Annotated in this window: 11 protein-coding genes; 10 read left to right on the top strand and 1 reads right to left on the bottom strand. The window is 63.3% G+C overall.

What is annotated here, in order from left to right:
• Positions 1 to 9 precede the first annotated feature (9 nt).
• The gene (locus BCY88_RS39700; protein WP_147408600.1) at positions 10 to 291 is read right to left on the bottom strand and encodes a hypothetical protein; all 282 of its coding nucleotides are present in this window, start codon (positions 289 to 291) and stop codon (positions 10 to 12) included.
• A gap of 217 nt (positions 292 to 508) precedes the next feature.
• Here BCY88_RS39700 and BCY88_RS34675 point away from each other — a divergent pair, with 217 nt between their 5' ends.
• The 10 genes from BCY88_RS34675 (at position 509) to BCY88_RS34630 (ending at position 13,842) form a co-directional block, all read left to right on the top strand.
• Entirely contained in the window at positions 509 to 1,906 is a 1,398-nt protein-coding gene (locus BCY88_RS34675) for an undecaprenyl-phosphate glucose phosphotransferase (RefSeq protein ID WP_120348604.1), read from the top strand.
• 97 nt (positions 1,907 to 2,003) lie between these two features.
• Positions 2,004 to 3,458, top strand: a complete 1,455-nt coding sequence (locus BCY88_RS34670) for a UDP-glucose dehydrogenase family protein (protein ID WP_120348603.1) — start codon at positions 2,004 to 2,006, stop codon at positions 3,456 to 3,458.
• Between the two features lie 52 nt (positions 3,459 to 3,510).
• Complete coding sequence (locus tag BCY88_RS34665; protein WP_120348602.1) at positions 3,511 to 3,966, top strand: arsenate reductase/protein-tyrosine-phosphatase family protein; 456 nt, start codon at positions 3,511 to 3,513, stop codon at positions 3,964 to 3,966.
• On the top strand, positions 3,960 to 5,192 hold the full coding sequence (locus BCY88_RS34660) for a polysaccharide biosynthesis/export family protein (protein ID WP_120348601.1): 1,233 nt from the start codon (positions 3,960 to 3,962) through the stop codon (positions 5,190 to 5,192). Before BCY88_RS34665 ends, BCY88_RS34660 begins: the two co-directional genes overlap by 7 nt.
• A 171-nt stretch (positions 5,193 to 5,363) precedes the next feature.
• Positions 5,364 to 7,562, top strand: coding sequence for a polysaccharide biosynthesis tyrosine autokinase (locus BCY88_RS34655; RefSeq protein WP_120348600.1), 2,199 nt, complete (start codon positions 5,364 to 5,366; stop codon positions 7,560 to 7,562).
• Positions 7,563 to 7,651: 89 nt separating this feature from the next.
• A complete protein-coding gene (locus BCY88_RS34650) occupies positions 7,652 to 8,584 on the top strand; it encodes a glycosyltransferase family 2 protein (RefSeq protein ID WP_120348599.1) in 933 nt (310 codons plus the stop codon).
• A 118-nt stretch (positions 8,585 to 8,702) separates the two neighbouring features.
• Positions 8,703 to 9,956 carry a glycosyltransferase family 4 protein gene (locus BCY88_RS34645; RefSeq protein ID WP_120348598.1) on the top strand — a complete coding sequence of 418 codons (1,254 nt, stop codon included), beginning with the start codon at positions 8,703 to 8,705 and terminating at the stop codon, positions 9,954 to 9,956.
• Between the two features lie 3 nt (positions 9,957 to 9,959).
• On the top strand, positions 9,960 to 11,423 hold the full coding sequence (locus tag BCY88_RS34640) for a glucose-6-phosphate isomerase (RefSeq protein ID WP_120348597.1): 1,464 nt from the start codon (positions 9,960 to 9,962) through the stop codon (positions 11,421 to 11,423).
• Positions 11,420 to 12,679: a glycosyltransferase family 4 protein gene (locus BCY88_RS34635; RefSeq protein WP_120348596.1), complete on the top strand. Its 1,260-nt coding sequence runs from the start codon at positions 11,420 to 11,422 to the stop codon at positions 12,677 to 12,679. Before BCY88_RS34640 ends, BCY88_RS34635 begins: the two co-directional genes overlap by 4 nt.
• Entirely contained in the window at positions 12,676 to 13,842 is a 1,167-nt protein-coding gene (locus BCY88_RS34630; RefSeq protein WP_120348595.1) for a glycosyltransferase family 4 protein, read from the top strand. Before BCY88_RS34635 ends, BCY88_RS34630 begins: the two co-directional genes overlap by 4 nt.
• Positions 13,843 to 13,886: the final 44 nt, after the last annotated feature.

Genomic DNA, 13,886 nt, shown 5'->3' with positions numbered 1-13,886 from the left:
AAAGAAAAATTAATCGAAAAAATGATGGCGAATTTTTTCGTCCGCTGCAATAGCGAAAATTAAAGACGAAACACGCAGCACAAGCTTCGTAAGAAAACAGACAGGTTGGCTCATTTCCAGCGCTGAAAAGGCGAAAAACGCCACTGTGAAACGCAAATTCGGTAACAATTGCCGTACAAATGTCAAAAAAAATGCCGGAAATTTGACCGATACATTTTGAGATATTTTGCTGTCTTGCAGTCCGAATTTTAATATCGCTTTATCTATACCTGTACAAGGGTATTCACTCATTCAGACTCTGCCTCCCGGGTCGGCCATTCAGGATTTTTTTGCCGGGAGATCAGCATGGCAATTAGCACCGGTTAAATCAGTTTCGCGTCGCGCATTTATCTGGACGGCGCGATACCGGCGTTGCGTTGCTTCGTTGCTTCGTTCGCGACTTGATGAGTGTGACGGGAAATCAACCTACCAACGGACGGCACTTGACTGACGAACTGAGGGGCAGCGCATGCTGAGCGTTCTATCGAGAATCATCGACATCGCCATGGTCGCGTTCGGCGCCGCCATTGCGACGGCCGTGCACAGCGGGAAATTGGTGTGGCTGGACGACGTCCAAAGCGTTTCGCTCGCGTTCGACTGCCTGCTGGTGGTGGTGTTCTTTCCGGCGCTGGGAATCTATCAGTCGTGGCGCGGCAAGCCGCTCTACGACCTGCTGTGCCGCGTCGCGGGCGGCTGGCTGATCGTGGAAGTGACCGGCGTGCTGATCAGTTTCAGTCTGCACCGCTCGGACAGCCTGTCGCGTCTGTGGCTCGTCTACTGGGCGGTCGCGACGATTGTGCTGCTGATCGTCACCAAGGTGATCGTCTACTCGATTCTGCGCGGACTGCGCCGCGAAGGCTTCAATCAGCGCGCGGTGGCGATCGTCGGCGGTGCGCCGTACGGGCGCTTCCTGATCGAGCAGATGCGCAGCCGCCCGGAAGCGGGCTTCAGCCCCGTCGTGGTGTTCGACGAAGACGGCACGATCAATCCTTATGAGGACCCGGATACGAGCGACGCGATCGAAGGCGTGCCGGTCGAACGCGACTACGCACGGATGCTCCAGCTGGTGCGTCAGCGCGCGATTCGCGAACTGTGGCTCGCCTTGCCGATCTCGAAGGAGAAGGCGATCCACCGCTTCGTGATGGATCTGAAAAACGACTTCGTGAACATCCGCTTCATTCCGGACGTGCGCAGCCTCACGCTCTTCAATCAGCCGATGGTCGATCTGCTCGGCGTGCCGGCGATCAATCTGGCCGCTTCGCCCATCACCGATCTGCGGGTACTGCCCAAACGCATTTTCGACCGTTTGTTCGCGCTGGCGGCATTGACCGCGCTGGCGCCGGTGATGCTGGTGATCGCGGCGATGGTGAAGCTGAGTTCGCCGGGCCCGGTGTTCTTCCGCCAGAAGCGCAAGGGCATCGATGGCAACCAGTTTGAGATCTACAAGTTTCGCTCGATGAAGATGCACAAGGAAGAGGCCGGCAAGATCACCCAGGCCACGCGGCGCGATCCGCGCATCACCGCGGTCGGCGCATTCCTGCGGCGCACCAGCCTCGACGAATTGCCGCAATTCATCAATGTGCTGCGCGGCGAGATGTCGGTGGTCGGTCCGCGCCCTCACGCACTCGAACACGACGACATCTACAAGGATCTGGTGAAGGGCTACATGCACCGTTACCGGATCAAGCCAGGCATCACCGGATGGGCTCAGATCAACGGCTATCGCGGCGAAACCGATCGCATCGAAAAGATGATGGGACGCGTCAAGCTCGATCTGTACTACATGCAGCACTGGACCTTCTGGCTCGACATCAAGATCGTCGTGCTGACGCTGTGGAAGGGCTTTGCCGGCAGCAATGCTTATTGATCCGCTCATTGATCCTTTATCCGGCAGCCGTGGCAACCCGCGTCATGCATCACGCGACGGCTCCCCTGAATCAACTCCATTTTCCGAGGTGTAACGCATGAACCTGACGATCATCGGTAGTGGCTACGTAGGCCTCGTGACGGGCGCCTGTCTGGCGGACATCGGCCATGACGTGTTCTGTCTCGACGTCGATCAGCGCAAGATCGACGTGCTCAACAACGGCGGCGTGCCGATCCATGAACCCGGTCTGCAGGAGATCATCGCGCGCAATCGCAAGGCAGGCCGGCTGCGGTTTTCGACCGACATCGAAGCCGCGGTCGCGCACGGCGATATTCAGTTCGTCGCCGTGGGCACGCCCTCCGACGAAGACGGGTCCGCCGATCTGCAATACGTGCTGGCCGCCGCGCGCAATATCGGCCGCCATATGACGGGCTTCAAGGTGATCGTCGACAAATCGACGGTGCCGGTCGGCACGGCGTCGCGCGTGCGTGACGTGATCGCCGAGGAATTGGCCGCGCGCAATGCCGGCCACATGTTCTCCGTGGTGTCGAATCCGGAGTTCCTGAAAGAAGGGGCGGCGGTGGAGGATTTCACGCGGCCCGATCGCATCGTGCTCGGTTGCGATGAAGACGTACCGGGCGAAAAAGCGCGCGAACTGATGAAGCGCCTCTACGCGCCGTTCAACCGCAATCGTGAACGCACGCTCTACATGGACGTGCGGTCGGCCGAATTCACCAAATACGCGGCCAACGCGATGCTCGCCACGCGCATCTCGTACATGAACGAGCTCGCGAATCTGGCCGACCGCGTCGGCGCGGATATCGAAGCGGTGCGCCGCGGCATCGGCTCCGATCCGCGCATCGGCTATGACTTTCTGTATGCCGGCTGCGGCTACGGTGGCTCGTGCTTCCCGAAAGACGTGCAGGCGCTGATTCGCACGGCAGCCGACCACAAGGCCAACCTGCGCATTCTCGAGGCGGTGGAAGCCGTCAACGACACGCAGAAAAAGATTCTCGCGCACAAGATCGTCGCCCGCCTCGGCGAAGACCTGTCGGATCGCACGTTTGGCGTGTGGGGCCTCGCGTTCAAGCCGAACACGGACGACATGCGCGAAGCACCGAGCCGTCCGCTGATCGCCGAACTGCTGCGCCGCGGCGCACGTGTGAAGGCCTACGACCCGGTGGCGATCGACGAATCGAAGCGCGTGTTCGCACTCGACCTGAAAGACGTGCCGCAACAGCACGCGCGTCTGTCGTTCGTGAACGAGGAAATGGAAGCAGCCGAAGGCGCCGACGCGCTCGTGATCCTCACCGAATGGAAAGTCTTCAAGAGTCCGGATTTCAGCTTGCTCAAGGAAAGCCTCAACACGCCGCTGATTTTCGATGGCCGCAATCTGTACGAACCGGACGCGCTGCTCGAACTCGGTATCGAGTACCACGCGATCGGCCGTCAGCACGCGTTGCGCAATGCGCCGGCGCGGGTCGGCGCGAACGGTTCGCCGGTAACGGCCAGGGCGGCCCACCCGGCCGACCCCGTCGAAGCCGGTCAATAAGCTGACCCGCAAGCTGACCACCACGCCGCTGCGCCTCGTCAAGGAGCCCGCTATGTTCGCCAACGTTCTGATCGTCTGCCACGCCAACGTGTGCCGTTCGCCCACGGCCGAAATGCTGTTCAAGTCGCGGCAACGCGCGGCGTCGCGCTCGTCCTCAGCGCCGATCGCGTTTCATTCGGCAGGCTTGCGTGCCGTGAACGGCCACGGCATGGACCCGGTGATGCGGCGCCTGCTCGCCGAGCGCGGCGTCGCCTCCGATACCCACTACTCGCGGCGCCTCGAGCGCAAGCTCGTGCGCGCCGCCGACCTCGTGCTCGTCACCGAGCGCGCGCAGGTGAGCGCGGTCGAAGCACTCGATCCGGCCTCGCGCGGCAAGGTTTATCCGCTCGGCAAATGGGAAAACGGCTCCGACGTCGCCGATCCGCACGGCCACGTGGAAGCCGACTATAGGGAGAGTCTCGTGCTCATCGAACATCTGGTCATGGGATGGCTGAAAAAAATATGCTGATGAAAAAAACCACTGCACACACGTTCGCGAACTTCAAGCCGGCCGGCTTTACATCGAAGTTCGCCGCCACGCTTTTGCTGACGTCCTTTCTGTCGGCCTGCGCTACCGCACCGGGCAATTACCTCGATACGTCCAGCCTGAAAGACGACGGCCGCCACCAGAGTCAAGCTTCGGAGACCTATCCGGTCCACCTGATCGACGGCCCGCTGGTCGCGCAGCTCGCGCAGGCGCAAGCCGCCGCCGCGCAACAGGCGCTGCCGGTCTCGCGCTTTGCCGACCCGTCGCAGTATGTGTACCGGCTCGCGCCGCAGGACATTCTCGGCATCACCGTATGGGATCACCCTGAATTGACCACCCCGCAGGGCAGCACGCTGTCCGCGGGCGGCAACACCACGCAGAGCGTCGCCGGCGCGTTGCAGCAGCCGTACACGGCCGCGCTGCCGGGTCAGGCCGACCCTTACGGCCAGACCGTTGCCGCCGACGGCACGATCTTTTTCCCGTTCGTCGGCCGCATCAAGGCCGCGGGCAAGACCGTCGGCGAGTTGCGCGATCAGTTGAGCGCGGGGCTCGTGCGCTACATCCGCAATCCTCAGGTCGACGTGCGCGTGCTTTCGTATCGCGGCCAGAAAGTGCAGATCACCGGCGACGTGAAGTCGCCGGGGCCGCTCGCCATCAGCGACGTGCCGATCACGCTGGTCGATGCACTCACGCGCTCGGGCGGTGCGAACAGCGACGCCGACATCCAGCGCGTGCGCCTCACGCGTAACAACAAGCTGTACGTGCTCGACGCGAACCGCATGCTCGACCAGGGCGACACCACGCAGAACGTGATGTTGCAGGACGGCGACGTGATCAATGTGCCGGATCGCAGCGATAGCCGCATCTTCGTGATGGGCGAGGTGAAGACGCCGATCCAGGTGCCGATGCTCAAGGGCCGCCTGACGATCGCCGACGCGCTGACCCAGGCGGGCGGCATTCTCGATACGGACGCCAATCCGCGCCAGATCTTCGTGATGCGCGGCATGCGTGAACATCCGACCACGCCGGACGTGTACCGCCTCGACATGACGCAGCCCGACGCGATCATGCTGTCGGCCCAGTTCCAGTTGCAGCCGATGGACGTCGTGTATGTGGGCACCGCCGCTTCGACCACCTTCAACCGTGTGTTGCAGCAGGTTCTGCCGACCATCCAGACGCTGTTCTACCTGAAGCAGTTGACGAAGTAAGCATCCGAATCGTCGACAGGTCCGCGCCGCTCTCATAGGGCGCGGGACCCGAACAAACGCAAAAGCAAACGCCGAGGCACGCGCTAAAGCACATGCCAGAAGCACCCGCTGAAGTCCACGCCGAAGCAACCGAAACGGGATCGAATTGTGAGCAATCAAATCTCTCCACACATGGCCGGTCCGATCAGGACCGAAGAAGAGGACGTCGTCCTCGGGCAACTGGTGCAGGTGATCCTCGACGACATCTGGTGGCTGATCGCGATCGCCGCGGCGATCGTCGCACTGGCTGCCGCGTACTGTTTCCTGGCCAAGCCGATTTATTCGGCCGACGCGCACGTGCGGGTCGAGCAGTCCGACAACACCTCGCAGGCGCTCACGCAGACCCAGACAGGGGCGGCGATCACCACCGGTTCGACCTCGCTGCCAACCGACGCCGAGATCGAGATCATCAAGAGCCGCGGCGTAGTCGGCCCGGTGGTCCAGCAATTGAAGCTGAACTTCAGCGTCGCGCCGAAGACGATTCCGCTGCTCGGCAGCATCGCCGCGCGCCTCGCAACACCAGGCCAGCCGGCACGGCCGTGGCTGGGTCTGTCGTCCTATGCATGGGGCGGTGAAGACGCCGAGGTCGATTCGATCGACGTGGTGCCCGCACTGGAAGGCACGAAGCTGACGATGAAAGTGCAGGATGACCAGCACTACGAACTGTACGCGGAGAACGGTTCGCTGCTGCTGCGCGGCCAGGTCGGCCGGCAGGAACAGGGCGGCGGCGTGACGATCCTCGTCAGCAAGCTGGTGGCGCGTCCAGGCGAAGCGTTCATCGTGACGCGCTTTAACGACCTCGACGCGATCACCGCGTTCCAGTCGGCGATCACCGTGCAGGAGCAGGGCAAGCAAACCGGCGTGATCCAGATCTCGCTGGAAGACAAGAGTCCCGAACACGCGGCGCTGGTGGCGAACGCGCTCGCGCATTCCTACGTGCGTCAGCACGTATCGAACAAACAGGTCGACGCCAGCAAGATGCTCGACTTCCTGAAGAGCGAAGAGCCGCGCCTGAAGGCTGACCTCGAACGCGCCGAAGCGGCCTTGACCGCCTACCAGCGCCAGTCCGGCTCGATCAATGCGAGCGATGAAGCCAAGGTCTACCTCGAAGGCAGCGTGCAGTACGAGCAGCAGATCGCCGGTTTGCGTCTGCAGATGGCGCAGTTGAACGAGCGTTATGGCGACGACCATCCGTTGCTCGTCGCGGCGCGAACGCAGATGGCCGAACTGGAGGCGCAACGCGCCAAATACGCGGACCGCTTCCGCGATCTGCCGGCCACCGAAGTGAAGGCGGTGCAACTGCAACGCGACGCGAAGGTGGCGGAAGACATCTACGTACTGCTGCTTAACCGCGTGCAGGAGTTGTCGGTGCAGAAGGCCGGTACCGGCGGCAACGTGCATATCGTCGACGAAGCGATGCGCCCGGGTGCGCCGGTCAAGCCGAAGAAGGTGCTGATCCTCTCGGCGGCGGTGATTCTCGGGCTGATCTGCGGCACCGGTTTCGTGTTCCTGCGCCGCAATATGTTCAAGGGGATCGACGACCCCGACCATATCGAGCGTGCTTTCCACCTGCCGGTGTACGGCCTCGTGCCCTTGAGCGCCGAACAGGCTTTGCTCGAAGGCGCCTTCCAGCGCGGCGGCGAACGCCTGCGCCAGGTGCTCGCGAATGCGCGGCCAAAGGACGTCACGATCGAAAGTCTGCGCAGCCTGCGCACATCCATGCAGTTCACGGTGATGGACGCGAAGAACCGCATCGTCATGCTGACCGGCCCGATGGCGGGTGTCGGCAAGAGCTTCCTGACGGTCAATCTGGCGGTGCTGCTGGCGAACTCGGGCAAACGCGTGCTGATGATCGACGGCGATATGCGGCGCGGCGTGCTCGAACGGTATGTGGGCGGTGCGCAGGACAACGGTCTGTCGGAACTGCTGAGCGGGCAGATCTCGCTCGAGGAAGCGATCCGCGGTTCCAACGTTGAAGGCTTGAGCTTCATCTCGTGCGGCCGCCGTCCGCCGAATCCGTCGGAACTGCTGATGTCGCCGCGTCTTCCGCAATATCTGGACGGCCTCGCCAAGCGCTACGACGTGATCCTGATCGACACGCCACCGGTGCTGGCCGTGACCGATGCGTCGATTATCGGCGCCTATGCCGGTTCGACCTTCTTCGTGATGCGCTCGGGCGTGCACAACGAAGGTGAGATCTCGGAGGCATTGAAGCGTCTGCGCGCGGCTGGCGTGCATGTGCAGGGTGGCATCTTCAACGGCATGCCGGCGCGTTCGCGCGGCGGCTATGCGCATGGCTATGCGGCGGTTCAGGAATATTTGAGCGCTTGACGCTCAGGGGCACGCGCCCATTGTTCCGATCCCGGCGCAAGCAAGAGATGCAAACAAGAGATACAGGCACGAGATAAAAGGACATCACGATGAAAGTGACGGTACTGGTTCCGACTTACCGCCGCCCGGCCGACCTGGCGCGCTGCCTTGCGGCGCTGCAACGGCAGTCGCGCGCGCCGGACGAAGTGGTGGTGGTCGCGCGCGCCGACGACGAAGCGAGCCACACCTGCCTGCGCGACCCTGCCGTATCGGGCAAGTTGCCATTGTCCGTCGCGTTGGTGGACGTGCCGGGCCAGGTGGCGGCCCTGAACCGCGGACTGGATGCGGCCACGGGCGATGTCATCGCGATCACCGACGACGACGCCGCGCCGCACGTCGACTGGGTGGAACGCATCGCTGCCGCGTTTCAAAGCGACGCGCGTCTGGGTGCACTAGGCGGCCGCGACTGGGTACATGAAAAAGGCCGTGTGCTGGATGGCGAACGGCCGCTGGTCGGCAAGGTGACGGCCCACGGCAAGATCATCGGCAATCATCACCTGGGAGTGGGCGGTGCGCGCGAAGTCGACATTCTGAAGGGCGCCAATATGAGTTATCGGCGCGAAGCGGTGCGCACGATCCGTTTCGATCAGCGCCTGCGCGGCGCGGGCGCCCAGGTTCACAACGACATGGCCTTTAGCCTCGCCGTAAAAAACGCCGGCTGGAAGTTGATGTACGACCCGCGCGTAGCCGTCGACCATTTTCCTGCCGAACGTTTCGACGACGACCGGCGCGATGCGCAAACCATGGCGGCATTACGCAATGCCGCCTTCAATTTCCACCTGATTCTGCGCGATCAGTTGCCGCCGTTGCGGCGCGAAACCGCGTGGTGGTGGTGGACGCTGGTTGGCACGCGGGTCTATCCGGGCCTCACGCACGCCGCGCTCGCGCTGGTTTCGAACCAGGCGAGCCTGAGGCTGTCGCGCTGGCGCGCGGTGCGTACCGGCGCGCATGAGGCGCGCCGCGCGCTGTCGCGGACCGCATGAGCCGCATAACCAGCATGCCCCACATGCCCCAATCGGCCTGCACGTTCGTGCATCGGTGCCGGCGCCGCCTGTCCGCGCCTGCCGATGCCCCTTTCCACCGGCAGAGCGGAGTGTCTGCATGAGTACGAAAGTTCACGTTCATCTGTTTTACGGCGCCGACCCGCGCTTCTACCGGCCGGGCGACAACATCGGCTGCCTTTACGGCTATCACCATGCGCAATCCGACGCCTTCGCGCTGACCTATTCGCAGGACGCGCGCGAAAGCAAGCCGGTGCGTTTGCTGCGCCGCGCGCTGAAGGCTGCGCTCGGGTTCGACTTCATCCACACGTGGCGCAACCGCGCCGAGATGCTGCGCTCGGACGTGATATGGACGCATACCGAGCAGGAATGGCTGTCCGCCGCGCTGATGCTGCTGCTGAGCGGCCGCAAGGCGGGTGCCGACGATGGCCCCTTACTGCTCGCGCAAAGCGTGTGGCTACTCGATAAATGGCCTTCCTATGGAATTTTGCGTAGCTGGCTGTATCGCAAGCTGATGACCCGCGCCGATCAGTTGACCACGCTCGCCAGCGAAAACGCCGAATTGTGCCAGCGCTATTTCCAGCGCGACGCGACCGCGCTTTTTTACGGGTTGAACACGCAGGACTTTCCCGTGAAGACGCCCACCGAATGGAAACCGCATACGCCGATCCGTATCGCCGCGATCGGCAACGATCGTGACCGCGACTGGGACACGCTCATCAAGGCCTTCGGTAACGACGCGCGCTACACGGTCAAGCTCGCGACACGCCGGCGTATTCCCGCTTCGCTGCGCGCGCCGAATGTCGAGATCGCATTGTTCTCAGGCATCAGGAAGCAGCACGAACTCTACGACTGGGCCGACGTCATCGTGGTGCCGCTGCGGCCGAATTCACACGCCTCGGGGATCACCGTGATGCTGGAAGCGGCGGCGGTCGGCAAACCGATGGTGGCCACCAACGTCGGCGCGTTGCAAGATTATTTTCCAGCGGGCGAGGCGGCTTATGTCCCGCCGTTCAACCCGCAGGCGTTGCGCGAGGCGGTCGACCAGCTCGCGGCTTCTCCCGCGGATGCACTGCACCAGGCGCGGGCGGCGGCGGCCGGTTTGTTGTCGCGCGATCTGACCACGCAGAACTATGCGATGCAGCACGTGAGGCTGACCCAGGCGATGCTGCGAGTGCGCGCAACGGCACGTGGACGCGTGGCGCCAGGCGCGGCCAACACCGTGGCCGAGACCGAAACAGCAGCGCCGCGCGCCGCGCCGGCCACGGTTACGGTAAAGCAGCCGGTGCGCGTCCGTGCGGGCAGCCGGGGACCGGCTCAAGGTCCTTCGCGCGAATCACGCGGAGGCTTCTAAACGATGTCGACAATCACGCGAGCCGGTGACGACAACGCCGCACGAGTGCTCTCCGGCGCTCGCAAGGAGTGGCTGCCCGAGGCCTTGCTGTGGCTGATCACGGCGATGTTGATCGGCGCGCATCAGGGTACGGTGCTCACGCTCGGCTTCCCGGTGCTCGCGATCCTGACGGGCCTGTGGCTTTACTTCAAGAGCCCGGCGCGCTACATCGGCTTCATGTGGTGGCTGTGGTTCCTGAGCCCGGAAGTGCGGCGTCTCGCCGACTGGTCCAAAGGCTCATTCACGCCGACCAGCCTGATCCAGATCGCGCCGCTGGCGGTGACGATGATCAGTGCGTTTTCCTTGCTCCGGTACTACAAGCTGCTCTCGCAGCGGCGCGGCCTGCCGGTGCTGCTGATTCTGATGGGGCTTGCGTACGCATTCATGATCGGCGTGATGTCGAGCGGACCGCTCGCCGCAACCTATGACCTTGCGAACTGGCTCTATCCGATCCTGATCGGCTTTCACATCATGGCGCACACGCGTCAGTATCCGAAGTATCGCGACACCATCGTCAATACCTTTATCTGGGGCATGCTGGTCATGGGCGGTTATGGCCTGATCCAGTTTTTCATCATGCCGCCGTGGGACGCGCTGTGGATGCTCGGCTCACAGATGAATTCGCAAGGCGACGCCGTGCCGATGGGCGTGCGCGTATTCAGCACGATGAACTCGTCGGGACCGTTCGCATTCGCGATGATGGGGGCGATGGTCTACGTGATGGCGGCCACACACCGCGTGCGCTGGATCGCGGCGGCGCTCGGTTTCTTTTCGTTCGCGCTGAGCCTCGTGCGTTCGACCTGGGGCGGCTGGGTGATCGCGCTTCTGATCCAGCTGGTCAAGTCGAACAACAAGGTGCGCGTGCGGATCGTCGCGAGTGCGGTGCTGCTCGCCGGGCTGTGCGTGCCGCTGCTCGCGGTCGGCCCGGTTGCGGAGCGCATGCAGGCGCGTCTGACCACCATCGTCAATCTGAGCGACGACCAGAGCTACGCCGCCCGCAACGAGTTCTACGCGACCTTCGCGAAGACCGCCTTCACCGACGTGTCGGGCGAGGGCATGGGCGCGACCGGCACCTCGACCAAGCTCTCGAACGACGGCGGCCAGCTCGGCCAGTACGGCAACTTCGACAGCGGCGTGATGAACATTCCGTTCGTGCTCGGCTGGCCCGGCACCTTGCTCTACATGTCCGGCATTGTCTGGCTGGTGGTGCGCGCGGTGCTCGCGTCGTTCAAGCTGCGCAACGACAAATTTGTTTCCGCCTGCCTGAGCCTCAGTCTCGCCACGTTCGCGATGCTGGTGTTCACCAATTCGCTGGTCGGCACCGGTGGCCTGCTGCTTTTCATGAGTGTTTTTTCGATTCTTTCCGCGGTGCATTACGAAAAAATGAACCGCAGACGCACGCTATTTCTCCACGGAGGCACTGATTGAGAGTCGCCATTGTCACGCACGTCGTGCGCCATAACGACGGCCAGGGCCGCGTCAACCACGAGATTGCGCGCGCCGCGCTCGATGAGAATATCGCGGTCACCCTGGTTGCCTCGCACGTCGCGCCGGATCTGCTCGCGCATCCGAACGTGCGCTGGGCGCCGATCAGAATCGGCCGCTGGTGGCCCACCAATCTGCTGCGCCAGCAGGTGTTCGCGCTCAGGAGTGCGATGTGGCTGCGCGCGCATCGCCACGAATACGACGTGCTGCACGTGAACGGCTTCATCACGTGGATGCCCGCCGACGTCAACACCTCGCACTTCGTGCATAGCGGCTGGTTCGGCAGCAAGTATTACCCGTTCGGACTCACGAAAGGCGTGTGGTCAGCGTATCAGTCGGTCTATACGCGCTGCAATGCGTGGCTCGAACGCTGGGCTTACCGGCGCTCGAAGGTGATCACGGCGGTGTCGCAAAAGGTTGCCGACGAGATTCGCGCGATCGGCCTGACGCCTGATAACCGGGTCGATGTGATCTACAACGGCGTCGATACGCGAGGCTTCGCGGCGGCAACGGGTGAGCGCGCGAATTTCGGTTTGCCTGCGGACGCCTTCCTGCTGTTGTTTGTCGGCGACCTGCGCACGCCGCGCAAAAACCTCGGCACGGTATTGCAGGCGCTCAAGCATCTGCCTGACCACGTGCAGATCGCGGTGGCCGGTTTTCTGCCCGGCAGTCCGTATCCGGAAGAAGCGAAGGCACTGGGGATTGCGCATCGCGTGCATTTTCTCGGTCTCGTCAAGGAGATGCCGGTGCTGATGCATTCGGTCGACGCCTTCGTGTTTCCGTCGCGCTATGAAGCCATGAGCCTGTCGCTGCTCGAAGCAATGGCCGCAGGCCTGCCGGTGGTCACGGCACGCACGGCAGGCGGCGCCGAGATCATCACGCCGGAATGCGGCATCGTGCTCGACGATCCGGACGATTCCAAAGCCCTGGCGGGCGCCGTCGCGCGTCTCGCCGATAACGACGAGGCACGCCGCGCGATGGGGGCCGCCGCCAGCGAACTCGCGACCGGCTTTGGCTGGGCACGGATGGCCGCGCAATACATCGCGCTATACCGGCAATTGGCAGGACAGCAGAAGGATCGCAGGAGCCGCGAAACGGACACCGCGGCGGTGGCGAGGAACGACGCGCTGACGCTGAACACGCTCGCCGGGCAGACGATTCATCACCATTCTCAGAACGCACAGGGGCAACAATCATGACGACGAGTTCGATCAAATCGCTGCAGATCGGGATGCACTGGTTTCCCGAGCGCGCGGGCGGTCTGGACCGCATGTACTACTCGCTGGTCGGCGCGCTGCCGGGTGCGGGCGTCGCCGTACGCGGCGTGGTGGCGGGTTCGCCCAGGGTCGCGGCGGACACCGGCGGCGCCATCAACGGCTTCGGCTCCGCCGCGCAATCGCTGCCGCTGCGGCTGATGGCGGCACGCCGCGCGCTGCGCCAGGAAATCAGCGCCTCACGTCCCGACGTGATTTCGTCGCACTTCGCGTTGTACACATTTCCGGGTCTCGACGTGACGCGCGGCATTCCGCAGGTCTCGCATTTCCAGGGACCGTGGGCCGACGAGAGCCATGTGGAAGGCGCCGACTCGCTCGGCCAGCGCGCCAAGCGCTATCTGGAGCAATCGGTGTATGTGCGTTCGTCGCGCCTGATTGTATTGTCGGAGGCATTCGGCAAGATTCTGACCTCGCGCTATCGCATCTCACCGGAGCGCGTGCGTGTCGTGCCAGGCTGCGTGGATGTCGAGCAGTTCAATCTGCCGATCACACCGGCCGAGGCGCGCCTGAAGCTGCAATTGCCGCAAGACCGGCCGATCGTGCTGGCCGTGCGGCGTCTGGTGCGCCGCATGGGCCTCGAAGATCTGATCGACGCGGTGAAGCTGCTCAAGCCCACGCAACCCGATGTGTTGCTGCTGATCGCGGGTAAAGGACGGCTCGAAGGCGAGTTGCAGGCGCGTATCACCGAGGCGGGCCTTGAGAACAATGTGAAGCTGCTGGGCTTCGTGCCCGATCAGCATCTGGCGGCGTTGTACCGTGCGGCGAATATCAGCGTGGTGCCGACGGTGGCGTTGGAAGGCTTCGGGCTGATCACGGTTGAGTCGCTGGCTTCCGGCACGCCGGTGCTGGTCACGCCGGTGGGCGGTTTGCCGGAAGCGGTGGCGGGTTTGTCGCCGGATCTGGTGTTGCCGGAGACGGGTGCAAAGGCGATTGCGGCAGGTCTGGCCGGCGCGTTGAACGGTTCACTGAAGTTGCCGGACGCCGAGGCTTGCCGCCGCTATGCACGCGAGAACTTCGACAACGCGGTCATCGCGAAGCGTGTGGCCTCGGTGTATAGCGAGGCGATTGCGACGGGCGGGCCGCATTGATTGAAGGCTTCATGACGTAATGGAAAAAGGCCTGAATCATTGCG

Origin of the sequence: Paraburkholderia fungorum, assembly GCF_003610895.1 — a bacterium.
GTDB classification, from domain to species: domain Bacteria; phylum Pseudomonadota; class Gammaproteobacteria; order Burkholderiales; family Burkholderiaceae; genus Paraburkholderia; species Paraburkholderia fungorum_B.
Note: the sequence above shows the minus strand (reverse complement) of the source record. Positions and strands in the feature narration are given on the sequence as shown.

What these genes read in the sequence shown, in the direction of transcription:
- BCY88_RS39700 (WP_147408600.1), bottom strand. Translation starts at nt 291, where the DNA reads ATGAGTGAATACCCTTGTACAGGTATAGATAAAGCGATATTAAAATTC.
- BCY88_RS34675 (WP_120348604.1), top strand. Translation starts at nt 509, where the DNA reads ATGCTGAGCGTTCTATCGAGAATCATCGACATCGCCATGGTCGCGTTC.
- BCY88_RS34670 (WP_120348603.1), top strand. Translation starts at nt 2,004, where the DNA reads ATGAACCTGACGATCATCGGTAGTGGCTACGTAGGCCTCGTGACGGGC.
- BCY88_RS34665 (WP_120348602.1), top strand. Translation starts at nt 3,511, where the DNA reads ATGTTCGCCAACGTTCTGATCGTCTGCCACGCCAACGTGTGCCGTTCG.
- BCY88_RS34660 (WP_120348601.1), top strand. Translation starts at nt 3,960, where the DNA reads ATGCTGATGAAAAAAACCACTGCACACACGTTCGCGAACTTCAAGCCG.
- BCY88_RS34655 (WP_120348600.1), top strand. Translation starts at nt 5,364, where the DNA reads ATGGCCGGTCCGATCAGGACCGAAGAAGAGGACGTCGTCCTCGGGCAA.
- BCY88_RS34650 (WP_120348599.1), top strand. Translation starts at nt 7,652, where the DNA reads ATGAAAGTGACGGTACTGGTTCCGACTTACCGCCGCCCGGCCGACCTG.
- BCY88_RS34645 (WP_120348598.1), top strand. Translation starts at nt 8,703, where the DNA reads ATGAGTACGAAAGTTCACGTTCATCTGTTTTACGGCGCCGACCCGCGC.
- BCY88_RS34640 (WP_120348597.1), top strand. Translation starts at nt 9,960, where the DNA reads ATGTCGACAATCACGCGAGCCGGTGACGACAACGCCGCACGAGTGCTC.
- BCY88_RS34630 (WP_120348595.1), top strand. Translation starts at nt 12,676, where the DNA reads ATGACGACGAGTTCGATCAAATCGCTGCAGATCGGGATGCACTGGTTT.